Raw genomic sequence first — 22,338 nt, 5'->3', positions numbered from 1 at the left:
GAGTTTATTATCATGAGCAAGATTGCATTTATTTTCCCAGGCCAGGGTGCGCAGTACTGCGGTATGGGCCAGGATTTTTATGAGCAGACAAAGATTGGAAAAGAAACATATGATATGGCTTCCAGCCTGCTTGGTTTTGACCTACCGGAGCTTTGCTTTGAAAAGAATGACCGGCTGGATATTACGGAATATACTCAGGCAGCCATGGTGACCACCAGCATTGCCATGATGCGGGTGCTGGAAGCAGAAAAGGGCATAAGACCGCAGGTAACTGCCGGTTTAAGCCTGGGAGAATACTGTGCGCTTGCGGCTGCAGGCGTCATGAACGATGCAGATGCCATCCGGACTGTCAGGCAGAGGGGAATCCTCATGCAGGAAGCGGTTCCTAATGGGATCGGAGCCATGGCGGCTATTCTGGCACTGGATGCCTTAACGATTGAAGAAGTATTAAGCGGTATGGAGGGAGTCCAGATCGCCAATTACAACTGCCCGGGGCAGATTGTAATATCAGGTAAAAAAGAGGCTGTGGAAGCAGCAAATGAAAAGCTTCTGGCAGCAGGTGCAAAACGGGCGCTGATGTTAAATGTCAGCGGGCCTTTCCATTCCTCCATGCTCACCGGTGCGGGGGAGAAATTGGGAGAGGTGCTTAAGGGCGTGGAAATAAAAACCCCTCAGATTCCCTACGTGGCGAATGTGACAGCCCAGTATGTAACCGCCAGTGAAATGGTAAAGCCTTTGCTTAAGGAGCAGGTGTATTCTTCCGTGCGGTGGCAGCAGAGTGTGGAAACCATGGTAGCAGACGGTGTGGATACCTTTATCGAAATCGGGCCGGGTAAGACATTGGCCGGGTTCATTAAGAAGATTACGAAGGACGCAAGAGTCTTTAATATAGAGAAGCTGGAAGATATGGCGAAATTGATCAATTTTTCCTAAAGGTGAATCGAACTCCCTTTTAAGGATGCAGGAGGAAAAGAACATGTTAGATGGTAAGATAGCAGTGGTGACCGGAGCCGCCAAAGGAATCGGAAGGGCAATTGCCGTAAAGCTGGCAGACCAGGGAGCAACCGTGATTATTAATTATAATGGTTCCGATTCCCAGGCCATGGAAGTAGTGAAGGAGATCGAAGAAAAGGGCGGTAAGGCAGAAGCCGTTCAGTGTAACGTAGCAGAATATGAAAGCGTGGGCGTATTATTAGAAGGTGTGATAAAGAAATACGGTAAGCTGGATATTCTTGTGAACAATGCAGGGATCACACGGGATAATCTGCTGATGAAGATGTCTGAAGAAGATTTTGATGCGGTGATCAATACCAATTTAAAAGGGGTATTCAACTGCATGAAGCATGTTGCCCGCCAGATGATCAAGCAAAAGAGCGGAAGGATCATAAATATTTCCTCTGTCTCCGGCGTGTTAGGCAATGCGGGGCAGGCAAATTACTGTGCAGCCAAGGCTGGTGTTATCGGTATCACCAAGTCTTTTGCCAGAGAGGCCGCAAGCAGAGGAATCACAGTAAATGCAATAGCCCCCGGTTTTATCCATACGGCGATGACTGAGGTTCTGCCGGAATCCGTAAAGGCAGCATCCTTAGAACAGATCCCGATGAAACGTTTTGGAGCAGTAGAAGATATTGCCGGAGTGGCAGCATTTCTGGCATCAGAGGAAGCTGGGTACATCACTGGTCAGGTGATCAGTGTGGATGGCGGCATGGCTATGTAAGCGAGGAGAGATGGTATGAAGAGAAGAGTGGTAGTAACCGGTATGGGTGCCATTACCCCAATCGGGAAAGATGTAGAGAGCTTTTGGAATGGCTTAAAGGAAAATAAGGTGGGGATCGGACCGATCACCCAGTTTGATACAACGGATTATAAAGCAAAACTGGCTGCCGAGGTAAAGGATTTTGATCCAAAGGATTATATGGATGTGAAGGCAGCAAAACGTATGGAACGCTTTGCACAGTTTGCCGTGGCGGCTTCAAAGGAAGCCTTAGAGACGTCAGGCATTGACATCAAAAAGGAAGACCCTTACCGGGTGGGCGTAAGCGTTGGTTCAGGAATCGGAAGCTTACAGGCCCTGGAGAGGGAGAATAAAAAGCTTTTGGAAAAAGGACCGGGCAGGGTAAATCCCCTTCTGGTTCCTCTGATGATATCTAATATGGCGGCCGGAAACGTGGGAATCCAGTTCGGATTAAAAGGTAAGTGCATCAATGTGGTAACTGCCTGTGCCACTGGAACCCATTCCATTGGGGAAGCCTTCCGTTCCATCCAATACGGAGAAGCGGATGTCATGGTGGCGGGAGGAGCAGAAGCCAGCATCACCCCGATCGGCGTGGCAGGATTTACGGCTCTTACGGCACTTACGACTGCAGACGATCCCCTGCGTGCCTCCATCCCATTTGATAAAGACAGAAGCGGCTTTGTTATGGGAGAAGGAGCAGGCGTGGTTATTTTAGAAGAGCTGGAGCATGCGCTCTCAAGAAATGCGGTCATATACGGTGAAGTGGTTGGCTACGGTTCAACCTGTGACGCTTACCACATCACATCCCCGGCTGAGGATGGAAGCGGTGCGGCAAGAGCCATGACCGAGGCCATAAAGGATGGGGGAATTGCTCCTGAGAATATAGATTATGTGAATGCCCATGGTACCAGCACTCACCATAATGACCTGTTTGAGACCCTAGCCATTAAGACTGCTTTAGGGGACCATGCAAAGGATGTAAAGATCAGCTCCACCAAGTCCATGGTGGGCCATCTCTTAGGCGCTGCAGGAGGGATCGAGTTCATTGCCTGTGTAAAATCCATCCGGGATGGCTTTGTTCATGCAACTGCCGGCCTTTTAGAAGAAGGAGAAGGCTGTGATCTGGATTATACCAAAGGGGAAGGTGTTGCCTGTGATGTAACATATGCCATCAGCAACTCCCTGGGATTCGGCGGACATAATGCCAGCATTCTTGTGAAGAAGTTTGAACAATAGGAGGCAGTCTATGGAGATCAATGATATTATCAGGCTGATGCAGGCTGTGAAAGAAAATGATTTAACCAGCTTTAGAATGGAAGAGGGAGACTTAAAGCTTTCCATTAAGAAAGAAAAAGAAAGAGAATTCGTGACAATATCCGGAAATTCTGTGGTTCAGACAGAAGTGGCAGCAGGTGTTTTCGCCCAGCAGGCGGTTCCCGCGGTCACTCCAGCCGGAAAGCCCGTGGAAGGGGCAGGAAATGATATCTGTTCGGATAAGCTTGTATCCTCTCCTCTGGTGGGAACTTTTTATAATGCGTCGTCTCCTGAAAGTGAACCATTTGTAAAGGTTGGAGATCAGGTTAAGAAGGGGCAGGTCTTAGGTATTATCGAAGCCATGAAGCTGATGAATGAGATTGAATGTGAATTTGATGGCGTGGTGGATGCCATTTTGATAGGTAACGAAGATGTGGTGGAGTACGGTCAGCCTCTGTTCCGTATCCGGTAAGCAGTTGTGAAATCTAAGAGAGGCCCAGAGGCTGGGCCTCTCTTTTAAAAGCAGGAGGGCGCATGATGTTAGGTATTAAGGAGATTCAGGAGATTATTCCTCACAGACACCCGTTTTTACTGGTGGACTGCATCGAGGAGTTTGAGCCTGGAGTGAGAGCGGTTGGATATAAATGTGTGTCTTATAATGAAGCTTTTTTCCAGGGACATTTTCCGGCAGAGCCGGTAATGCCGGGAGTCCTTATCATAGAGGCCCTGGCACAGGTAGGTACAGTTGCAATGTTAAGCATGGAAGAGAATAAAGGGAAAATCGGTTATTTTGGTGGTATTGACAAGGCAAAATTCAAGCACAAGGTCATCCCGGGAGAAAGGCTTAAGCTGGAATGTGAGATCATTAAGCGCAAAGGCCCTGTGGGTGTGGGAAAGGCAATCGCAACCGTAGACGGGAAGCTGGCTGCCAGTGCGGAACTGACATTTATGATTGGGTAGGTGAGGCTCATGTTTGATAAGATTTTAATTGCCAACCGCGGAGAGATTGCGGTACGTATCATAAGGGCCTGCAGGGAAATGGGGATTAAAACGGTTGCTGTTTATTCAGAGGCGGATCGGGAGAGTCTTCATACCTTATTAGCCGATGAGGCAATCTGCATTGGTCCGGCCCCCTCGACCCAGAGCTACTTAAACATGGAGAGGATCCTCACGGCCACTGTAGCCATGAAAGCGGATGCCATTCATCCAGGCTTTGGCTTTTTATCGGAAAATGCCAGGTTTGCGGAACTTTGTGAAAAGTGTAACATTACCTTTATCGGCCCATCTGCAGCAGTAATAGGGAAGATGGGAAATAAATCCGAGGCCAGAAAGACCATGATAGAAGCAGGGGTCCCTGTGATCCCAGGCGGAAAGGAAGCGGTCCGCCAGGTACAAGAGGCGAAGGCAATGGCGGAAAGGATCGGTTTTCCTGTTATGATCAAGGCTTCCTCAGGAGGCGGCGGGAAAGGTATGAGGATTTCCAGAAGCCTGGAGGATTTCGAGGCTAATTTTAAGAATGCCCAGATGGAGTCCGTAAAGGGATTTTCTGATGATACCATGTATATTGAAAAATATATTGAAAAGCCAAGGCATATTGAATTTCAGATTATGGCGGATAAGTTTGGAAATGTAGTGCATCTGGGGGAACGTGACTGTTCCATTCAAAGACGCCATCAAAAGGTGCTTGAAGAATCCCCGTCAGCAGCTATCTCTGAGGAGTTAAGGAACCGCATGGGAGAGATTGCGGTCTGCGCGGCCAAGGCCGTTCACTATGAGAATGCAGGAACGATTGAGTTCCTTTTGGATAAACATAAAAATTTTTATTTTATGGAAATGAACACCCGAATCCAGGTGGAGCATCCGGTGACGGAAATGGTAACCGGCCTGGATTTAATCAAGGAACAGATCCGGATCGCAGCAGGAGAGCCATTAAGTGTAAGGCAGGAGGATGTAGCCATTACAGGCCATGCCATTGAATGCAGAGTCAATGCAGAAAATCCATCGAAAAACTTCATGCCCTGTCCTGGCCTTATAAAAAATGTCCATGTGCCCGGAGGCAATGGAGTCCGCATAGACACACACATTTACAACGAATATAAGGTTCCGGCCAATTATGATTCCATGCTAATGAAGATGATCGTCCACGGAAAAGACCGGGAGGAAGCCATCTTAAAGATGAGAAGTGCTCTTGGAGAACTGATCATCGAGGGGATTGAGACAAATGTGGATTTTCAGTTTGATATCCTGAGTCATGAAGCTTACCGGGATGGAGATGTGGATACGGATTTTATTCCCAAATATTTTCCGGATTATGTCCGGTAGGCAGGTAAAGGAGCAATCTTATGTTAAAAAGCATGTTTAAGAAAACCTATACATTAATAGACAGCAAATACAAGGCTCCTGAAAAAGCAGAGGAACCGGGCATTCCGGAAGGGCTGTGGAGGAAGTGCAATAAATGCTGTCAGCCCATCTATGTGGAGGATGTGCGAAGCAATCATTTCATCTGTCCAAAATGCAAGGGATATTTCCGTCTTCATGCTTACCAAAGGATTGAGATGGTAGCGGATGAGGGGACCTTTGAGGAATGGGATAAGGAGATGGAATTTAAAAATCCCCTTGATTTTCCGGGCTATGAAAAGAAGGTTGCAGCAGCCAGGGAAAAAACCGGGCTTTCCGAAGCCATTGTCACCGGCTACTGTGAAATGAATGGCCAGAAGGCAGCGATCGGAGTCTGTGATTCCCGTTTCATCATGAGCAGCATGGGTCATGTGATGGGGGAAAAGATCGCAAGAGCCGTAGAGCGGGCGACGAAGGAGAAGCTTCCGGTGATCATCTTTGCATGTTCTGGAGGAGCCAGGATGCAGGAGGGGATCGTATCACTCATGCAGATGGCAAAGACTTCGGCCGCCTTAAAGCGCCATCACAAGGCAGGCCAGCTTTTTATCAGTGTCCTTACAGATCCTACCACAGGCGGGGTGACGGCCAGTTTTGCCATGTTGGGTGACATCATTCTGGCAGAGCCTTTCGCCCTGATCGGATTTGCAGGCCCCCGGGTAATTGAACAGACCATAGGTCAGAAGCTGCCGGAAGGATTCCAGAGAGCGGAATTTTTGCTTGAACATGGCTTCATTGATAAGATCGTACCCAGGGAAGAGATGAAGGAAACCTTGGCTAACATCTTAAGGCTCCACAATCCCCAAAGCAGTCAGGGCCTTCCTGTGGATAACCGTACAAAAGCGGAATCAAATGGTGGAAAAAAGAAGGTTCTCCGGTTGAAAAGGAATAAAAGGAGCGCCTGGGATACCGTATTGCTTTCCAGAAGCTCGGACCGGCCGGTGGCATCGGATTACATTCATGCACTGTATGATGATTTCATGGAGTTTGCCGGGGATCGTTACTATAAAGATGACGGAGCAATTATAGGCGGGATCGCTTCCTTCCATGGAATTCCCGTTACGGTCATCGGACAGGAAAAGGGGAAGAATACAAAGGATAACATCAGGCGCAATTTTGGAATGCCATCACCCGATGGATACCGGAAGGCTCTGCGTCTGATGAAACAGGCGGAAGCCTTTGGCCGTCCGGTCATTTGTTTTGTGGATACACCGGGAGCCTTCTGCGGTCTGGAGGCTGAAGAAAGGGGCCAGGGAGAGGCCATCGCCAGAAATTTATTTGAAATGGCAGATTTAACCGTGCCGGTTCTTTCCATTGTTATAGGAGAGGGCGGCAGCGGCGGCGCTCTTGCCATGGCGGTTGGAAATGAAGTCTGGATGATGGAGAATTCCATTTATTCTATTCTATCCCCCGAGGGCTTTGCTTCGATTTTATATAAAGACAGCAAAAAGGCAAATGACGCGGCCAGGGTCATGAAGATTACGGCCAGGGATTTGATGGAGTTAGGTCTCATAGAGCGGGTGATCTCAGAAGAAGAACCGGCCTGTGCGGATAATCTTGACCGAATAGCGGAAGAAATGGATAAGGCCATGGAAGAATTTTTTGCCACTTACCTTACCATGACAAAGGAAGAACTTGCAGATCAAAGATATGAAAGATTTAGGAGAATGTAATGGGAACATTAAAACCTTTGATAATAGGAGAGCTGGTGGCAAACCATCCGGTGATCCAGGGCGGTATGGGAGTAGGAATCAGTCTTTCTTCTTTAGCAGGAGCAGTGGCAAAGGCCGGAGGGATCGGAATCATTTCTACGGCTCAGATCGGTTTTCGGGAGCCGGATTTTAAAGAGAATCCATTGGAAGCAAATCTGCGGGCCATTGGACAGGAAATGAAAAAGGCAAGAGAAATCGCGCCGGAGGGCATCATTGGGTTTAACATTATGGTTGCCACGAAAAGTTATGCCAGCTATGTGAAAAAAGCGGTAAAGGCGGGAGCAGATCTTATCATATCCGGAGCCGGGCTTCCTGTAAGCCTGCCGGAATATGTGGCAGAGGCAGCGGAAGAGGCCGGAGTCGCGTTAAAAACAAAGATAGCTCCCATTGTATCAACGGTAAAGTCTGCTATGGTTATTTGCAAGATGTGGGACCGTAAATACCATCAGGCGCCTGACCTGGTAGTAGTGGAAGGGCCTCTGGCAGGAGGACACTTAGGATTTTCCAGAGAGGATCTGGTAAACCTTGGGGTGGATACAGAGGATGTGGAACACACCTATAAGCAGGCGGAATATGAAGAAGAAGTAAAAGGCATTATCCGGCTGGTAAAGGAATATGGAGATAAGTACAATAAGGTGATCCCGGTCGTGACCGCGGGAGGTATTTACTCCCATGAGGATGTCATGCACCAGCTCTCCCTAGGAGCCGACGGCGTCCAGTTGGCGACCCGGTTTGTTACCACCGAGGAATGCGATGCACCGGAAGCGTTTAAGCAGGCCTATCTTCATGCAAAGAAAGAAGATATCGTCATTACCAAAAGTCCGGTGGGAATGCCAGGAAGGGCTATTAAGAATCCTTTCTTAAAGACCGTGGGAGACACTCCTTTCCGTCTGGAGCATTGCTATCAATGTTTGGACAAATGCGACAGGAAGACCATTCCTTATTGTATTACGAAGGCTTTGGTTAACTCCGCAGAAGGGAGAACCGGAGAAGGGCTTGTCTTTTGCGGCAGCAAGGCTCATCTTGCAACCCGGATGGAAACGGTAGAAGAGGTTATGAAAGATCTGGTTGGTGAGAATTGATTCTAGTAAGTGCAATGAGCCAGGTTTAAGCCAGCTTGACTTTGGCGACTGTAATATTTGATAAAAAGGGGCTGCAAAGCTGCCGGTTTTAAGAAACCGGGGGCAGCAGCCTTTTTTCCGGAGTATTGGGCGGATAAGACTCATTCATAAGCTGAAGTCCAATGGTGTACACTGGAAGAATTCTCCAATTTTAAGTGGTTGCGTGAAAATAGAGGTAGTGCTATAATGGGAAAGATAAAAAATTTTAAGAAGACTAAGAGAGAAATGGAGAGCTGTATGGAAAGCAAGAAAATCATTCAGGTAGAAGAGAAAGTGCCATTTAAGTTGCTGGTGCCTTTAAGTATCCAGCATATGTTCGCAATGTTCGGGGCATCGGTCCTGGTTCCTTTTATATTTGGAATCAACCCGGCAGTTGTACTGTTCATGAATGGAATGGGAACATTATTTTTTATTTTCATAACAAAGGGAAAAGCACCGGCATACCTTGGCTCCAGTTTTGCGTTCCTGGCACCGGCAGGAATTGTTATCAGCAAATGGGGCTATAATTATGCCCTGGGCGGGTTTGTGGCCGTGGGGATTTGCGGTTGTGTTGTGGCACTGATTATTTATAAATTCGGTTCAGACTGGATTGATATCGTTCTTCCTCCGGCGGCTATGGGACCGGTTGTGGCACTGATTGGACTTGAGCTTGCTGGAACAGCGGCAGCCAATGCAGGCCTGAAGGATGAAATGATTGATATGAGAAATGTCATTGTATTTCTGGTAACTCTACTGACAGCGGTACTTGGTTCTGTGGTATTCAGAAAATTCTTATCTGTTATCCCGATTCTGGTTGCAATTATTGTAGGATATGTGGCAGCACTTTTATGTGGTGTTGTAGATTTTAGTGAGGTCAGCACCGCAGCATGGTTGTCCTTGCCTAATTTTGCAGCACCGAAGTTTAAATGGGAAGCAATTGTCATTATTCTTCCAGTACTTCTGGTCGTTACTTCAGAACATATCGGCCATCAGATTGTAACCAGTAAAATTGTAGATAGAGATTTGATAAAGGATCCCGGACTACATCGCTCTCTGCTGGGAGATTATATATCAACTACATTTTCTGGTCTTGTTGGTTCTGTACCCACCACCACATATGGGGAAAATATCGGTGTTATGGCTATGACAAAGGTTTACAGCGTCTATGTTATCGGGGGAGCGGCTGTTCTTTCCGTTGCCTGCTCTTTCATCGGAAAGATGACGACATTAATCAATACAATTCCAGGACCGGTAATCGGGGGAATTTCCTTCTTACTGTATGGAATGATCGGAGCCTCAGGCATTCGTATTCTGGTTGATGCACAGGTTGATTATGGTAAATCCAGAAATATGGCCATGACCTCCGTGATTTTTGTAACAGGACTTTCCGGAGTTGCCGTAAAGTTTGGAAGCATTCAGTTATCAGGTATGGTTCTTGCATGTGTAGTGGGCATGCTGATGGGCCTGATGTTCTTTGTCCTGGACAAGCTGAATCTTACAAATGACAGGGATCATGCGTAATGGAATAAGGAAAGATCCGGGAGTGTTTATAACCGGGAAATATAAATAAAAGATCTGCATATACCGCAGAGCAACGAAATATCAGTTGCTTTGCGGTATTTTGCGTATAGTCATAAATATACTATGATTGTAATATTGACAATGGAAACTTTATTTTGCTCCGAATTTGTAACAGGGAAAACACATAAGGATATTTTTGTGGGAATAAGATGGATTAAGAAAGAATTGAAAGTAGTAAAAAAGAGGAAAAAGCAATGCTGAATTATTTATGGGCCTTCATGATGCTGGTGGGAGTCCTTTGGGGAGCTTTCCACGGGAATTTAAATGGTGTGACAGATGGGGCTTTAACCTCTGCAAAGGATGCTGTTATGCTGTGCATCACCATGTTAGGAATCATGTCTTTCTGGAGCGGAATCATGGAGGTCGGGCGGAAATCCGGATTGATTGAACGGATGTCACAAAAAATGAGCCCCATACTTCGGTTCCTTTTTCCACGGATTCCGGATGAACATCCGGCGCTTGAATACATCTCTACCAATATCATCGCTAATATCCTGGGGCTTGGGTGGGCGGCTACCCCGGCAGGACTTAAGGCAATGGAGGCTTTAAAGGAACTGGAAGAGAAGCGGAGAAAAGGAGAAGTTACCGGGAAGTATGTGGCAAAACCGGTTCCGGAAGGAACTGCGAATAATGAAATGTGTACGTTTCTTATCATTAATATTTCTTCTCTGCAGTTAATACCGGTTAATATGATCGCCTACAGAAGCCAGTACGGCAGTCCCAATCCAATGGCTGTGGTGGGGCCGGCTTTGGTGGCAACATTAATTTCTACGATTGTAGGTGTTACATATTGTAAGTTGATGGATGTAGGGAAGAATTAGTTTTGCCATATAGGGCGTTATGAAACAATGCAGATGGATGAATCCCCTATCATAGAAAGAAATACAAAGCGTCCCGGAATGAAAGCTTAAGAGCCTTCATTCCAGGACGCTTTTGATGTCCTCCCAGGGCAAATTGCTATTCACCGATAGATCCATCTGCTTAATAAAATCCAGCAGATTTGTTTCCGCCTGTGTTTTCAGATTGGTTTTTTGTATATACCGCAGCTTGGGCTCCTTACTTTTTTCGGTCATGTAATACCTTTTATAATGGCAGAATTATATTGCAGACAGACGTCTAAGTAAAAGATTTATGGCAGTTTTACTTTATATTGTTTAAGTACAAAATACAAAACAACATACCAATTGGTATGTTAAGCATGCGAAAGGTATGATGAATTATTTTGATTTATTGTAACAAGTGTACAAAATTACTAGTAATAAATTGTGATTTTATAATAATAATTCAAATATATATAAAAACTCTATTTACATACATCATATGTTATGCTAACATTAGGACAGATGAAAGATAAAAATAACTAAATAGATATAACATAATGATTTGTTTGTATACAATTTATACAAATTGATTTATGGGAAGGAGGAGGTATGAGAAGGAGTATAGATAAGATGCAGAATATAGATGTTCTCCCCATGGCTACGGCTCAAAAGGTAAAAACCATGATTATCCAAAGGGAGATGAAGCCAGGAGACCGGTTGCCTACGGAAAAGGAACTGTCAGAGGTTTTTGGAGTCAGCCGTTCTACATTGAGAGAAGCTATGAAGTATTTAAGGGCTGAAAATGTTGTTGTCATCCGCCAGGGGAGCGGGACCTTTGTCAGTGCTGGTACAGGTATCGGGGAGGATCCTCTCGGACTGCACTTTACGGATCAGAAGTATCTTATTCAGAATCTGTTTGAAACCCGAATGTTAATTGAACCTCAGATTGCCGGACTGGCGGTGCAAAGGGCAACACCTCAGGATATTAAGAATCTTGAGAGATTAGTAGCGGAGATGGACCAGATTCAGATCAACAGCACCTCTACGGCAGAAATGGATGTTCAGTTCCATACTGCAGTAGCAGAATGCACCCATAATGAAGTACTCATTCGGGTGGTACCCATAATCAATGAATCCATCCGGCGGAGCCACGTAGAAACCCATAATGACCTGGAGAGCTTCAAGCGTGCAAAAAGAAGTCATAAAGGTATTTATAAAGCAATTGCCGACGGTAATTTTATGGAAGCGAAATTTCTTGCCGAACGGCATGTATGGGAAACACTAAATGATGTAAGGGAAAGGGAGGAACAAAAATGAAAAAAGGTTTTATCAGAAAACAAACAATGGCAATTGTCGTGGCGGCTCTTATGGCCGGGGGAGCGCTGGCAGGCTGTTCTTCGGGCAGTAAAGAGGCCACGGCGGTAGCTACAGAGACCACAACAGCAGGTACACAGACCACATCGGAAAAGGAGGGACAGGTTCCTTCCGGGGATATAAAACCATGCACCATAAAATTTCGTTATTGGGCCGATAATACGGATTACTCCCAACTCATGCAGGATATTATCAAGAAGTTTAACGATGAAAACGGCAAAGGGATTACCGTCGTCGGAGAAGAAAGTCCGTGGGATGGAGGTGCATATTCAGAAAATCTGTTTAACGCTAAAATGGGAGGCGGAGATATTGACTGCGCCACATGGAAGCTTACCTCTACGCCATTATTTGTAAACAATGATCTGTTAGCTGATTTAACCCCAAAGATTAATTCCTGGGATAAAAAAGCTGATATTGATGATAACATTTATGACATTATGAAAGAGGCCGGAGACATGGAGCGAATCTATGTAATGCCATGGAATATCCAGGTCCTGTATGTATATTACAGGCCCTCTATCTTTAAAAAGGCAGGGATAGAGGTACCCAAGACCTATGAAGAATTCTTGCAGGCCATAGAAAAGTGTACGATGGATACGGACGGGGATGGAAAAACCGACGTATACGGATTTGGTATGAGAGGTGCAAAAGGTGGTCAGGAACCATGGGGGAGCTTTGTATATGGACGGGGCGGAAGCCTTGAGGACTTAACAACACCTGAGGCGATACAGGGCATGCAGGATTTTATTGATATTTATAAAAAAGGCTATGTGCCTCCGACAGCGACCAGTGACGGTTTCAGTGAGATTATTGCCAATTTCCAGTCTGGATTGACAGCTATGACTATTCATCATACAGGATCTAGCAAGGAAATGGAAAAGGTGTTCGGAGAAGATGTATCTGCATTTGCATTCCCGGCAGGTAAGGGTCAATGGACATCAATGGGAGATACGGAAACAGTGATATTTGAATCTTGTGAAAACAAAGAAGCAGCCTTTGAGTGGGTATCCTATCTGGCAGCAGGAGAAGGCCAGAAAATGTGGTGTGAAGGAACTGGAAATGTTCCGGTAAGTAAGAGTATCCAGGAGACTGATTTTTTCCAGAACAATCGCTTTATGAAAGCCTCCATTGATGGACAGAAGTTTGCAGGTATCATTCCGATTCTTGATACAACTACAGAATGGATTTCCACGCTGTGGCCCAATACCGTTTCTCAAGCACTGACCGGCAGCACAACTGCCGAAGAGTGCATGAAGACCTTACAGGCGGGATTATATCAATAAGGAATCGAAAAGTGAGGGGCTGCAAAAGAAAGCGGCCCCTTCCAGTTGGGAGGGAGAACTATCGATGGTTAAAAAACGGACCATATGGCCGTATGTACTGGTCGCTCCGGCAGTGCTTATCATTCTGTGCGTGGTGTTTATACCGGTTATGAATGCAATTCTTATGAGCTTTCAGAACTATGATCTTCGAAGACCTAAAGAGATTGCGTTTCATGGTTTAACTAATTATGTCTCTGCATGTAAGGATCCGCTGTTCTGGGGAGCTCTTATTCGAACCATTTTATGGGTGGTTTGCGGAGTTGGTTTTCAGTTTTTGTTCGGATTCATTCTGGCCCTTCTCTTAAATCAGGAGTTTTTTGGAAGAGGGATAGTGAGGGCGGTCAGTATGATACCCTGGGTTACGCCGGGAGTCTTGATCGGGTTGATGTGGAGATGGATTTATGATGGAAACTTTGGTGTTCTGAATGATCTGCTTTTAAAGCTTCATATTATTTCAGATAAGATTCCTTTTCTGTCCCAGGTGGCGACCGCATTTCCCAGTGTCATTGTAACCATCATCTGGCAAGGGATACCATTTTTTGCACTTATGCTTCTGGCAGCCCTGCAGGGCGTATCCATGGAAATATATGAAGCTTCCAGTATAGATGGAGCAACGGCGTTGCAGAAACTTTTTTATATAACCATTCCATCCATTAAAAACACGATTTTTGTTACAGCGCTGCTTCGTGTCATCTGGGTTGCCAATTCAGTGGATGTAATTTTTAACATGACAGAAGGCGGGCCTGCCTATTCCACCCAGACGCTCAGCGTTTACATATTCAACAAGGGGAATGCACTGAATCTGGGTTATGCATCTGCAATGGCGTTATTGCTGGCAGTACTGCTTTTGTTTGCCGCAATCCCGTACTTAAAAATGAACTTTAAAGGGGAGGAGTAAAGGATGAAGAAACAATCTGATATAAAACAAATTCTATGCGTGTATCTGCCGCTGATTGCAATGCTTATCTTTATTTTATTCCCGTTCTATTGGACACTTGTCACATCCTTGAAGTCCCAGGATGAACTGTACGGGATGGTGGTTACCTACCTGCCCAGATCCATCACTTTTGAATCCTACCGAAAGCTTTTTACCACTACGGTTAATTTCCTGGCAGCTATAAAGAACAGCTTTGTGGTGGCTGCAACAACGACTCTTGTATCCTTGACTGCATCCACGCTTGCGGCTTATGCCTTTTCCAGATACCAGTTTGCTGGCAGAAAACTTCTCATGTGCACGTTCCTTTGCAACAATATGTTTCCTACGGTATTGCTGCTGATTCCGCTGTATTCCATTATGCGTAAGATGGGACTTTTGTTCACGCCTGCTTCCCTTGTACTATCTTATACCACCTTTACAATTCCGTTTTCCGTATGGCTGTTGTTAGGATTCTTAAATGACCTTCCCATGTCACTTGAAGAAGCAGCCTTGGTAGATGGCTGCAACCGGGGCATTGCTTTTATGAAGATTATTCTTCCCATACTCGGACCTTGTCTGGTGGCCACAGGGGTTTATATTTTTATGACATCATGGAATGAATACACATTTGCTGTGATGTTTACCAATACAGAGACGCGTACCATCCCAGTCGCGTTAAAAAGCCTGATCGGACAATTAGGGGTACAGTGGGATTTACTGACAGCAGGAGGCATCATAACTATTATTCCGGTATGTATCATGTTCTTTTTTGCACAGAAGCGGTTAGTAGAAGGGTTAACAGCGGGAGCCGTAAAAGGCTGAGTATGTATAAGGAGGAAAAAAAGTATGCAATACAATAAGAAAGCAAAAGAACTGCGAGCAGAAATTCTTAAAATGTTATTTGCCTGTCAGTCCGGGCATCCAGGAGGATCCTTATCCTGCGTTGAGATACTGATGGCACTCTATTATGAGGTGATGAATGTGGACCCAAAGGATCCGGATAAATCGGACAGGGACCGTCTGGTATTGAGCAAAGGCCATGCATGCCCTGCTTTGTATGCGGTATTGGCGGATTTAGGGTATTTTCCCAAGGAAGATTTAGCAGGCTTAAGACAGATTAACAGCCATCTGCAAGGACATCCGGATTGTACAAAGACTCCGGGAGTCGATATGAATACCGGTTCTCTGGGCCAGGGGGCATCTCTGGCAATGGGCTTGGCTCTAGCTGCTAAACATGGGGATGCATCCTATAACGTGTATGCAGTCCTTGGGGATGGGGAGTGTCAGGAAGGGCTTGTATGGGAGGCGGCCATGGCGGCGGCTCATTTTAAGCTTGATAATCTTACGTTTCTGCTGGATTATAATAAGCTGCAGATTGACGGATGCAATGCAGAAGTCATGAGCCTTGGAGACATTGTGAAAAAATATGAAGCTTTCGGATTTGAATGCTTCGAAGTAGACGGACACGATATTTCTGCCATAACAGCAGCCTTAAAGGTACTGGTAACAGGTAAGCCGAAGTTTATCTGCTGTAATACCATAAAGGGAAAAGGAGTCTCCTTTATGGAAAACCAGTATGGTTGGCACGGAAGACCAATGAATGCAGAAGAATTTGCCCAGGCAATGAAAGAGCAGGAGGTAGAGTAATGGGGAAGTCACTGAGGGTTGCTTATGGAGAATCTCTTGTAAAGTTAGGTGCGGAGAATGAAAAGGTAGTGGTACTTGATGCAGATCTGGCACATGCCACCCAGACCTGTATGTTTCAGGAAAAGTATCCGGAGCGTTTCTATAACATGGGAATTGCAGAAGCAAATATGATGTGTGCTGCAGCGGGGTTTGCAAATACCGGATACATACCTTTTGCCAGTACCTTTGCATTATTTGGGGCAGGACGGGCCTATGAACAGATCCGTAATTCCATTTGCTATACCAATGCAAATGTGAAGTTCGGTTTTTCCCATTCCGGTCTTTCCGTAGGAGAAGATGGCGGAAGCCACCAATCCTTTGAAGATATTGCGCTTATGAGGGAAATGCCTCATATGACCATCTTTGTTCCCTGTGATCCGACGGAAACAGAGAAAGCCGTGATGGCTGCGGCTGAAATAAACGGTCCAGTATACATTCGGGTGGCAAGACCGGTTTGCAAGGATATTACAAACCTGGAGACGCCGTTTATACCGGGAAAAGCCAATGTAATGAAAGAAGGGAATGATGTCTGCCTCATATCCTGTGGTCTGATGATTCCTCAGGCATTAAAGGCAGCCGAAGAGCTTGAGAAGGAGGGCATTCATGCAGCGGTTGTGAATATGCATACCATCAAACCTATTGATAAAGACATCATTTTAAAAATGAATGAAACCTGCAAAGGCATAGTGACGATAGAGGAACATTCTGTGATCGGCGGGCTTGGATCAGCAGTAGCAGAGGTCCTGGCCGGACATATGGGAGCCAGATTTGCGGCACTGGGAATACAGGATAAGTTTGGCAAATCCGGAAAGCCGGAAGAACTTTTTGAAACTTATGGACTCACCGCCGAACATGTGGCGGAAGCATGCAGAAATATACTGGATTAATGGGAGGATATAATCATGGACATCGCCGTTTACGAGTTTGGGGGCGAAGGAATGCAGAGAGTATTTGAGAATGAAAAATGGACCGTTGGCATCAAAAATTGGAAACCGGCCAATGATGTCACAGGAATTGACTGCCTGGAGAGGCATAATAAAACGGATGAGCTTTTTGTGCTAGTAGAAGGAGCGTGCACTCTTGCTTATGCCAATGAATCAGAAAAAGGACTGGAATTTGGTGTGGTTAACATGCAGCCTAATAAGGTATATAACATTCCGGCAACCTTGTGGCATAATACCATCACCCAGAAGGATACTAAAATGATTTTAATTGAAGATTCCAATACTTCTATGAATAACAGTGATATTTTAGAGCTGGCTGAAGAACAAATCGCTAAGATAAGAAATCTGGCCTAGTAAGTTAAGGAGAATTATAGTATGAAATTTTATATTGATACGGCCAATACTGAAGATATTAGGAAAGCAAATGAAATGGGAATCATCTGCGGAGTGACCACCAATCCGTCCCTGATTGCAAAAGAAGGAAGAGATTTTAAAGAGGTTATTAAGAAAATCACTGCGATGGTGGAAGGGCCTATTAGTGGAGAAGTGAAGGCGACTACCGTTGAGGCCAAAGGGATGATACTGGAAGGTAGGGAAATCGCAGCAATCCATCCCAATATGGTTGTTAAAATACCGATGACAACAGAGGGACTGAAAGCTGTCAAGGTTTTAAATGAAGAAGGAATAAAGACCAATGTAACACTGGTATTTTCTGCTGCACAGGCAATTTTGGCTGCTCGAGCAGGAGCTTCCTATGTTTCGCCGTTTTTAGGGCGTCTTGATGACATTTCCATGAAAGGAATTATTCTCATTGAAGAAATAACAGAGATTTTTAAAAGGCATCAGATAACAACAGAAATCATTGCTGCCAGCGTTCGCAATCCTATTCACGTAATTGATTGCGCCAAAGCTGGTGCTGATATTGCAACTGTTCCATACAAGTTATTGGAACAGATGGTAAATCACCCGCTTACCACTCAGGGGATTGCTAAATTCCAAGCTGATTATAAGGCAGTATTTGGAGAAGAATAAAAATATGAAAAACGTTGCGGAATGACGAAATTGTCAAGGCATTCTGCAACGTTTTTCATATTTCTTGGGAAAATATATAAGGATCTGATTTGGTTAATTTGCACAATATCATTTTGTGTAATTTAGCGTTTTTGTTATTTACAGCACTTCTAATATATGTTAAATTACTATCATAAACAAGATATAAGGTATTACCTTATACGACAGGAGGTCTAATATGGATTACGAGATTGACGTGAAAAACTTAAAGCGTTGCGCGGAGATATCCCGCCAGTCAAGGGAAGCGGGCAACACCCCCTTTGGAGCAATTCTTGCAGGAAAGGATGGAAGCATTCTCCTGGAGCAGCCAAATGTTGAGATTACCGAAGGGAAATGTACGGGTCATGCTGAGACACAGGTAGCAGAGAGAGCATCTCAATTATATTCAAAAGATATTCTAGGGGAATGCACTCTTTATACAACGGCAGAACCATGCGCCATGTGTGCAGGAGCTATTTACTGGGCAGGTATCGGCAGGGTAGTGTACGGGATGACAGAGAAAGATCTGCTGGCACATACAGGCGCAGATCCTCAGAATCCTACGTTTGACCTGCCTTGTCGTGAAGTATTTGCAAGAGGACAGAAAAAGATTGAAGTTGTTGGACCATTTCCGGAGCTGGTAGAAGAGATAGCGGAAGTCCATAAGGGGTATTGGAATAATTAATTAATTAATTAATTGATCATCAGGAGGGTTTCGATATGGAGCAGAAAAATCAAAGTCAACAGGCTGACACAGAATATTCCCGCTGCGCCGTGCCATTAAGTGAGCGGAAGAGCTATTTCAGTCTTACAATTATTTGGACAGGATTTGTATTTGTTATTACCAGCATGATGGCAGGAGGGGGTCTTGCAGCCGGACTGGATTTTAAGGGGATTATCATTGCTACGTTGGGGGGCAATATCTTCTTAAGCATCATTGCTGTATTGATCAGTATTATTGCATGCAAAACAGGGCTTACGTTTGCCCTGCTCACCCGCTATAGTTTTGGTTCCAGCGGTTCCAAGGCTGCATCAATTTTTGTACCGGTAGTGAATTTTGGCTGGTATACCATTCAGGCAGCTACTTACGGCCACTTTGTAGCTCAGGTATTCCATTTTGGCTGGGTAGGGGAAGGAATCTGTATGGCTGCCAGTGCCATTGTCATGGGAATTTTCGCTATGTTTGGTATACAGGCAATTGCCATCTTAGGATACATAGCCATCCCGGCAATTGTATTCCTGTCCATTGCCACTGCCATTCGTTCTCTGGGTGTTATGGGCGGTGCAGAGGCTCTGTTTACCTATATTCCAAGTGAAAATATGCCCCTGTTTTCAGGAATTACAGCCGTTATCGGAACATGGGTGCTTTCTACTGCCACCTGTATTGCAGATATCATGCGTTATGCCAAGGATACGAAGACAGCCGTATCTGCAACTCTTACAGGCCTTTTAGGCGGCAACATCCTCATGATCATCTGCGGCGCAATTGCAGCTATTGCTATGCAGAACAGTGACTTGACCGTTATTCTCTTAAGCTTTGGGCTGGTGATTCCCAGCTTAATTCTTATGACCACCAACATTTTTACAACCAATGCCGCAAACCTTTATTCTACCTCCTTAAATCTATCCAATGCATTTAAGATGGAAAGAAAGAAAATGCTGGCAATTCTTCTGGCTCTTTCTGCGATTGCAACCCTTACAAGGCCATATGAGGTCGGTTTCCTGTTCAGTTTCTTAAATATACTTGGAACAATTGTTCCGCCGTTATCCGGAATTATCCTTGCTGACTATTTCCTGGTTCACAAGGGACGGTACGAAGAATTTGACAAAGCCTCCTTCTCCAAATGGAATCCGGTTCCCTGGATTACCTGGGCTGTTTGTATCGTTGCGGTATACATCATTCCCTTCGGACTTCCGTCGCTGAACGGAATGATACTGGGAGGCATTATTTATACGGTATTGATGGCTGTAACCAACAAGCAGGCGGCCGGTAATCTGGCTGAAGAAGCGTAGAAGGAGGGAGTTATATGAACAGATATAAATTAAGCGCCTTGGTGGGAACAATCATTATGGGAATCGGATCATTTATGGCTTGTCTGGCTGAGAATCCGTTATACATATTCACTGGGAATGTGCTTCTTGTGGTGAGCATTTTCATAATGATATATGGCTACGCCAAGTGGCAGCCATAATTAAGCAGTTACAAAAGAGGCTGCATGGACAGGGGTCAGAATGAAGCAACTACAGAAACAATAAAAACGTGACAGACAGCCAACAGATGGGAACGGCAGGATGCACCGATAACGGTACATCTTGCCGTTCCCATCTGTTGGCCAACTTGGCCCTGAGCAATGGCTCGTATTCAGACAAATAACCGATACAATACGGAACTGACCGTTATGACCGCCCCTATGATGGATATCACACGGTAAATCTTAACGGATTCAAGGTCGTGCTTATCTTTACGCATGTACACGATTCCTGCAATCAGCACACCTATTCCTACGGTTAAAAATAGAGCAAACAAAATTAATTCTTTCACTATTTTTCCCTCCATTTCAAAAGTAATGATGAATTGATAATAACTGCAACGGAACCTACATTGTGAACAAGAGCGCCTACAACAGGATTGAGAATTCCGGTAATAGCCAGCGCGATTGCGACAAAGTTGAGTATCATAGATGCCGCAAGATTCAAGTTGATGGTGTGCATTATTTTTTTAGATAACATCAGCAGGTGCGGGATTTGCCGTATATCATCACCCACAAGGGCAATATCCGCCGCTTCGATTGCAATATCGCTTCCTATGCCGCCCATTGCGATACCGACTTGGGCAGTCTTTAAGGCGGGGGCATCATTGATCCCGTCGCCAACCATGCAGACAAGCTCCCCGTTTTCCTGAAATCGCCTGATTGCGTTCAGCTTATCTTCCGGCAGGCAATCGGATTGTATGTCACTAATTCCCGCGATTTTTGCTATGTGATCAGCAGCTTGCGGTGAGTCGCCTGTGAGCAAAACGGTGTTTACGCCAGCGGCTGCTATCGCTTTTACGACCTCGGCGGCATCGGGACGAATCGTATCGGAGAGTGCAATCAGGCCAAACACATTCTCTTCATTCATAGCATAGATGATGGTACTTCCCTCAGATTTGAGGTATTCCCCGCTCTCGAGCAAGCTGTCAGGAATGGTGAGACCATTGGCCCTGACAAGGGCTTCATTTCCGGCAAAAAACGGATGTCCGTCTACCAGAGCAGATACACCACGCCCTGCCAAAAGCTGAAACGAATCCGGATCAGCAGGCAGCTTCCCGTATGTATCTTTATAGCTTGCCACAATCGCTTTTCCTAGTGGATGCTCCGACCTTAACTCCAAAGCTGCGGCAACCTGGAATAATTGTTCATCGGTCATCATAGAAGAACAGCTTTGAACCTTTACGACGGCTGGCTTACCATATGTAATCGTACCTGTTTTGTCAAAGGCGATACGCGTTACGTTTGCCAATCGTTCCAGCGCGTCTCCCTGACTGACAAGAATTCCGTATTTTGTGGCATTGCCGATACCTGCCATGATTGCTGTTGGTGTGGCTAATACTAACGCACAAGGGCAAAAAACAACTAAAATGGTAACGCTGCGAATAATCTCGCCTGTTGCAACCCATGTAATTGCGGCGGCAGCAAGGGCGATAACCACAATCCATGTAGCCCATCGGTCTGCTATTCCAACAATTTTGGCTTTTCCAGCGTCCGCTGATTCTACAAGGTGAATCATGCGTTGCAGTGAACTATTCTCACCAACCTTTTGCGCCTGCATGTCGAAGGTTCCAAACTGATTAACGGTTCCACTCTTTACCTCATCGCCTTCACCTTTGTCAACAGGAAGAGATTCTCCTGTCATCACGGACTGGTCAACGGAAGTTTGTCCTTTCATAATGATGCCGTCCACAGGAATTGTTTCGCCTGCCAATACACGTAGGATATCGTTAACATTGACCTGCCCGGCGGGGAGAGTGATTTCTTCTCCGTTCAGAATAACCCTTGCCGTGGCAGGAGTTAAATGAACAAGCTTTTCAATTCCAGCCCGAGCTTTGGCAACCGTCCGTTCTTCTAAAAACGCGCCAATTGTCATAATAAAGGCAACTTCGCCAGCCGCAAATATTTCACCAATCATAACCGAAGCAAGGAGAGCAATTGACACCAATACATCTGCCTTAATATCAAGCTCTGTAACAAGCCCGGCAATAGCTCCCTTCACGATGGGAATGCCGCAAAGCAGGATGGCAACCCATGCCGCATTAACGGGTAACGATCCTATGTCAAAGAAACTGACTAGTAATGAAATAGCCGAAAGGCAGAGAAACAGTATTGTCCGCTTTTCGCTATCTTTGAAAAATATTAACAAATAAATCACTCCTTATATACTTATGGGGGTATACGTACACACAACAAGAGT

At 45.4% G+C, this 22,338-nt stretch carries 24 protein-coding genes; 21 read left to right on the top strand and 3 right to left on the bottom strand.

The genetic code is table 11. The features are described 5' to 3' along the window. Positions 1–12 precede the first annotated feature (12 nt). The 10 genes from fabD to BMW45_RS06300 all read left to right on the top strand — a co-directional run bounded on the left by fabD (position 13) and on the right by BMW45_RS06300 (position 10,597). Positions 13–933 (top strand): ACP S-malonyltransferase, encoded by a 921-nt coding sequence (gene fabD / locus BMW45_RS06345; RefSeq protein WP_092241456.1) that lies wholly within the window; start codon positions 13–15, stop codon positions 931–933. A gap of 43 nt (positions 934–976) precedes the next feature. Then, positions 977–1,717: a 3-oxoacyl-[acyl-carrier-protein] reductase gene (fabG, locus tag BMW45_RS06340; protein ID WP_092241454.1), complete on the top strand. Its 741-nt coding sequence runs from the start codon at positions 977–979 to the stop codon at positions 1,715–1,717. Between the two features lie 15 nt (positions 1,718–1,732). Then, positions 1,733–2,971 carry a beta-ketoacyl-ACP synthase II gene (gene fabF / locus BMW45_RS06335; RefSeq protein ID WP_092241452.1) on the top strand — a complete coding sequence of 413 codons (1,239 nt, stop codon included), beginning with the start codon at positions 1,733–1,735 and terminating at the stop codon, positions 2,969–2,971. A gap of 10 nt (positions 2,972–2,981) precedes the next feature. Further along, the gene (gene accB / locus BMW45_RS06330) at positions 2,982–3,461 is read left to right on the top strand and encodes an acetyl-CoA carboxylase biotin carboxyl carrier protein (protein ID WP_092241450.1); all 480 of its coding nucleotides are present in this window, start codon (positions 2,982–2,984) and stop codon (positions 3,459–3,461) included. Positions 3,462–3,523: 62 nt separating this feature from the next. Beyond that, entirely contained in the window at positions 3,524–3,949 is a 426-nt protein-coding gene (gene fabZ, locus BMW45_RS06325; RefSeq protein ID WP_207649056.1) for a 3-hydroxyacyl-ACP dehydratase FabZ, read from the top strand. 9 nt (positions 3,950–3,958) lie between these two features. Further along, a complete protein-coding gene (locus tag BMW45_RS06320; RefSeq protein ID WP_092241446.1) occupies positions 3,959–5,311 on the top strand; it encodes an acetyl-CoA carboxylase biotin carboxylase subunit in 1,353 nt (450 codons plus the stop codon). Positions 5,312–5,331: 20 nt separating this feature from the next. After that, a complete protein-coding gene (locus BMW45_RS06315) occupies positions 5,332–7,056 on the top strand; it encodes an acetyl-CoA carboxylase carboxyltransferase subunit alpha (protein WP_092241444.1) in 1,725 nt (574 codons plus the stop codon). Then, the gene (locus BMW45_RS06310) at positions 7,056–8,177 is read left to right on the top strand and encodes an NAD(P)H-dependent flavin oxidoreductase (protein WP_092241442.1); all 1,122 of its coding nucleotides are present in this window, start codon (positions 7,056–7,058) and stop codon (positions 8,175–8,177) included. The genes BMW45_RS06315 and BMW45_RS06310 overlap by 1 nt, the downstream gene beginning before the upstream one ends. Before the next feature lie 276 nt (positions 8,178–8,453). Further along, complete coding sequence (gene uraA / locus BMW45_RS06305; RefSeq protein ID WP_092246232.1) at positions 8,454–9,716, top strand: uracil permease; 1,263 nt, start codon at positions 8,454–8,456, stop codon at positions 9,714–9,716. Between the two features lie 254 nt (positions 9,717–9,970). Next, the gene (locus BMW45_RS06300; RefSeq protein ID WP_092241440.1) at positions 9,971–10,597 is read left to right on the top strand and encodes a nucleoside recognition domain-containing protein; all 627 of its coding nucleotides are present in this window, start codon (positions 9,971–9,973) and stop codon (positions 10,595–10,597) included. Positions 10,598–10,693: 96 nt separating this feature from the next. On the opposite strand, the gene BMW45_RS27420 is transcribed toward BMW45_RS06300, so the two are convergent. Next, positions 10,694–10,849 carry a hypothetical protein gene (locus BMW45_RS27420; protein WP_207649055.1) on the bottom strand — a complete coding sequence of 52 codons (156 nt, stop codon included), beginning with the start codon at positions 10,847–10,849 and terminating at the stop codon, positions 10,694–10,696. Positions 10,850–11,206: 357 nt separating this feature from the next. Here BMW45_RS27420 and BMW45_RS06295 point away from each other — a divergent pair, with 357 nt between their 5' ends. From BMW45_RS06295 to BMW45_RS27735, 11 genes are all read left to right on the top strand, one after another. Beyond that, entirely contained in the window at positions 11,207–11,914 is a 708-nt protein-coding gene (locus tag BMW45_RS06295) for a FadR/GntR family transcriptional regulator (RefSeq protein WP_025230694.1), read from the top strand. Next, entirely contained in the window at positions 11,911–13,254 is a 1,344-nt protein-coding gene (locus BMW45_RS06290; protein WP_092241438.1) for an ABC transporter substrate-binding protein, read from the top strand. The genes BMW45_RS06295 and BMW45_RS06290 overlap by 4 nt, the downstream gene beginning before the upstream one ends. Positions 13,255–13,318: 64 nt before the next feature. Then, complete coding sequence (locus tag BMW45_RS06285) at positions 13,319–14,191, top strand: carbohydrate ABC transporter permease (protein ID WP_092241436.1); 873 nt, start codon at positions 13,319–13,321, stop codon at positions 14,189–14,191. Between the two features lie 3 nt (positions 14,192–14,194). After that, positions 14,195–15,031, top strand: coding sequence for a carbohydrate ABC transporter permease (locus BMW45_RS06280; protein WP_092241433.1), 837 nt, complete (start codon positions 14,195–14,197; stop codon positions 15,029–15,031). Between the two features lie 6 nt (positions 15,032–15,037). Then, a complete protein-coding gene (locus tag BMW45_RS06275) occupies positions 15,038–15,856 on the top strand; it encodes a transketolase (RefSeq protein WP_278320794.1) in 819 nt (272 codons plus the stop codon). Further along, on the top strand, positions 15,856–16,782 hold the full coding sequence (locus BMW45_RS06270; protein ID WP_092241431.1) for a transketolase family protein: 927 nt from the start codon (positions 15,856–15,858) through the stop codon (positions 16,780–16,782). Before BMW45_RS06275 ends, BMW45_RS06270 begins: the two co-directional genes overlap by 1 nt. 15 nt (positions 16,783–16,797) lie before the next feature. Beyond that, positions 16,798–17,193, top strand: coding sequence for a cupin domain-containing protein (locus BMW45_RS06265; protein WP_092241430.1), 396 nt, complete (start codon positions 16,798–16,800; stop codon positions 17,191–17,193). Between the two features lie 21 nt (positions 17,194–17,214). Further along, on the top strand, positions 17,215–17,871 hold the full coding sequence (gene fsa, locus BMW45_RS06260) for a fructose-6-phosphate aldolase (RefSeq protein WP_092241428.1): 657 nt from the start codon (positions 17,215–17,217) through the stop codon (positions 17,869–17,871). Positions 17,872–18,088: 217 nt separating this feature from the next. After that, on the top strand, positions 18,089–18,574 hold the full coding sequence (locus BMW45_RS06255) for a nucleoside deaminase (protein WP_092241426.1): 486 nt from the start codon (positions 18,089–18,091) through the stop codon (positions 18,572–18,574). A 35-nt stretch (positions 18,575–18,609) separates the two neighbouring features. Continuing rightward, positions 18,610–19,902 (top strand): cytosine permease, encoded by a 1,293-nt coding sequence (locus BMW45_RS06250; protein WP_092241425.1) that lies wholly within the window; start codon positions 18,610–18,612, stop codon positions 19,900–19,902. 14 nt (positions 19,903–19,916) lie between these two features. Next, positions 19,917–20,081 carry a hypothetical protein gene (locus tag BMW45_RS27735; protein ID WP_166433288.1) on the top strand — a complete coding sequence of 55 codons (165 nt, stop codon included), beginning with the start codon at positions 19,917–19,919 and terminating at the stop codon, positions 20,079–20,081. A gap of 170 nt (positions 20,082–20,251) precedes the next feature. On the opposite strand, the gene BMW45_RS06245 is transcribed toward BMW45_RS27735, so the two are convergent. Together BMW45_RS06245 and BMW45_RS06240 are read right to left on the bottom strand one after the other, a co-directional pair. Continuing rightward, positions 20,252–20,431, bottom strand: a complete 180-nt coding sequence (locus tag BMW45_RS06245; protein WP_092241424.1) for a hypothetical protein — start codon at positions 20,429–20,431, stop codon at positions 20,252–20,254. Next, positions 20,431–22,287, bottom strand: a complete 1,857-nt coding sequence (locus BMW45_RS06240; RefSeq protein WP_092241421.1) for a heavy metal translocating P-type ATPase — start codon at positions 22,285–22,287, stop codon at positions 20,431–20,433. The genes BMW45_RS06245 and BMW45_RS06240 overlap by 1 nt, the downstream gene beginning before the upstream one ends. Positions 22,288–22,338 lie beyond the last annotated feature (51 nt).

It is taken from the genome of Lacrimispora sphenoides, assembly GCF_900105215.1.
Taxonomy (GTDB): domain Bacteria; phylum Bacillota; class Clostridia; order Lachnospirales; family Lachnospiraceae; genus Lacrimispora; species Lacrimispora sphenoides_A.
Note: the sequence above shows the minus strand (reverse complement) of the source record. Positions and strands in the feature narration are given on the sequence as shown.

What these genes read in the sequence shown, in the direction of transcription:
- fabD (WP_092241456.1), top strand. Translation starts at nt 13, where the DNA reads ATGAGCAAGATTGCATTTATTTTCCCAGGCCAGGGTGCGCAGTACTGC.
- BMW45_RS06310 (WP_092241442.1), top strand. Translation starts at nt 7,056, where the DNA reads ATGGGAACATTAAAACCTTTGATAATAGGAGAGCTGGTGGCAAACCAT.
- fabZ (WP_207649056.1), top strand. Translation starts at nt 3,524, where the DNA reads ATGATGTTAGGTATTAAGGAGATTCAGGAGATTATTCCTCACAGACAC.
- BMW45_RS06290 (WP_092241438.1), top strand. Translation starts at nt 11,911, where the DNA reads ATGAAAAAAGGTTTTATCAGAAAACAAACAATGGCAATTGTCGTGGCG.
- fabG (WP_092241454.1), top strand. Translation starts at nt 977, where the DNA reads ATGTTAGATGGTAAGATAGCAGTGGTGACCGGAGCCGCCAAAGGAATC.
- fsa (WP_092241428.1), top strand. Translation starts at nt 17,215, where the DNA reads ATGAAATTTTATATTGATACGGCCAATACTGAAGATATTAGGAAAGCA.
- BMW45_RS06320 (WP_092241446.1), top strand. Translation starts at nt 3,959, where the DNA reads ATGTTTGATAAGATTTTAATTGCCAACCGCGGAGAGATTGCGGTACGT.
- BMW45_RS06295 (WP_025230694.1), top strand. Translation starts at nt 11,207, where the DNA reads ATGAGAAGGAGTATAGATAAGATGCAGAATATAGATGTTCTCCCCATG.
- fabF (WP_092241452.1), top strand. Translation starts at nt 1,733, where the DNA reads ATGAAGAGAAGAGTGGTAGTAACCGGTATGGGTGCCATTACCCCAATC.
- BMW45_RS06315 (WP_092241444.1), top strand. Translation starts at nt 5,332, where the DNA reads ATGTTAAAAAGCATGTTTAAGAAAACCTATACATTAATAGACAGCAAA.
- accB (WP_092241450.1), top strand. Translation starts at nt 2,982, where the DNA reads ATGGAGATCAATGATATTATCAGGCTGATGCAGGCTGTGAAAGAAAAT.
- BMW45_RS06300 (WP_092241440.1), top strand. Translation starts at nt 9,971, where the DNA reads ATGCTGAATTATTTATGGGCCTTCATGATGCTGGTGGGAGTCCTTTGG.
- BMW45_RS27420 (WP_207649055.1), bottom strand. Translation starts at nt 10,849, where the DNA reads ATGACCGAAAAAAGTAAGGAGCCCAAGCTGCGGTATATACAAAAAACC.
- BMW45_RS06285 (WP_092241436.1), top strand. Translation starts at nt 13,319, where the DNA reads ATGGTTAAAAAACGGACCATATGGCCGTATGTACTGGTCGCTCCGGCA.
- uraA (WP_092246232.1), top strand. Translation starts at nt 8,454, where the DNA reads ATGGAAAGCAAGAAAATCATTCAGGTAGAAGAGAAAGTGCCATTTAAG.
- BMW45_RS06280 (WP_092241433.1), top strand. Translation starts at nt 14,195, where the DNA reads ATGAAGAAACAATCTGATATAAAACAAATTCTATGCGTGTATCTGCCG.
- BMW45_RS06250 (WP_092241425.1), top strand. Translation starts at nt 18,610, where the DNA reads ATGGAGCAGAAAAATCAAAGTCAACAGGCTGACACAGAATATTCCCGC.
- BMW45_RS06255 (WP_092241426.1), top strand. Translation starts at nt 18,089, where the DNA reads ATGGATTACGAGATTGACGTGAAAAACTTAAAGCGTTGCGCGGAGATA.
- BMW45_RS06270 (WP_092241431.1), top strand. Translation starts at nt 15,856, where the DNA reads ATGGGGAAGTCACTGAGGGTTGCTTATGGAGAATCTCTTGTAAAGTTA.
- BMW45_RS27735 (WP_166433288.1), top strand. Translation starts at nt 19,917, where the DNA reads ATGAACAGATATAAATTAAGCGCCTTGGTGGGAACAATCATTATGGGA.
- BMW45_RS06265 (WP_092241430.1), top strand. Translation starts at nt 16,798, where the DNA reads ATGGACATCGCCGTTTACGAGTTTGGGGGCGAAGGAATGCAGAGAGTA.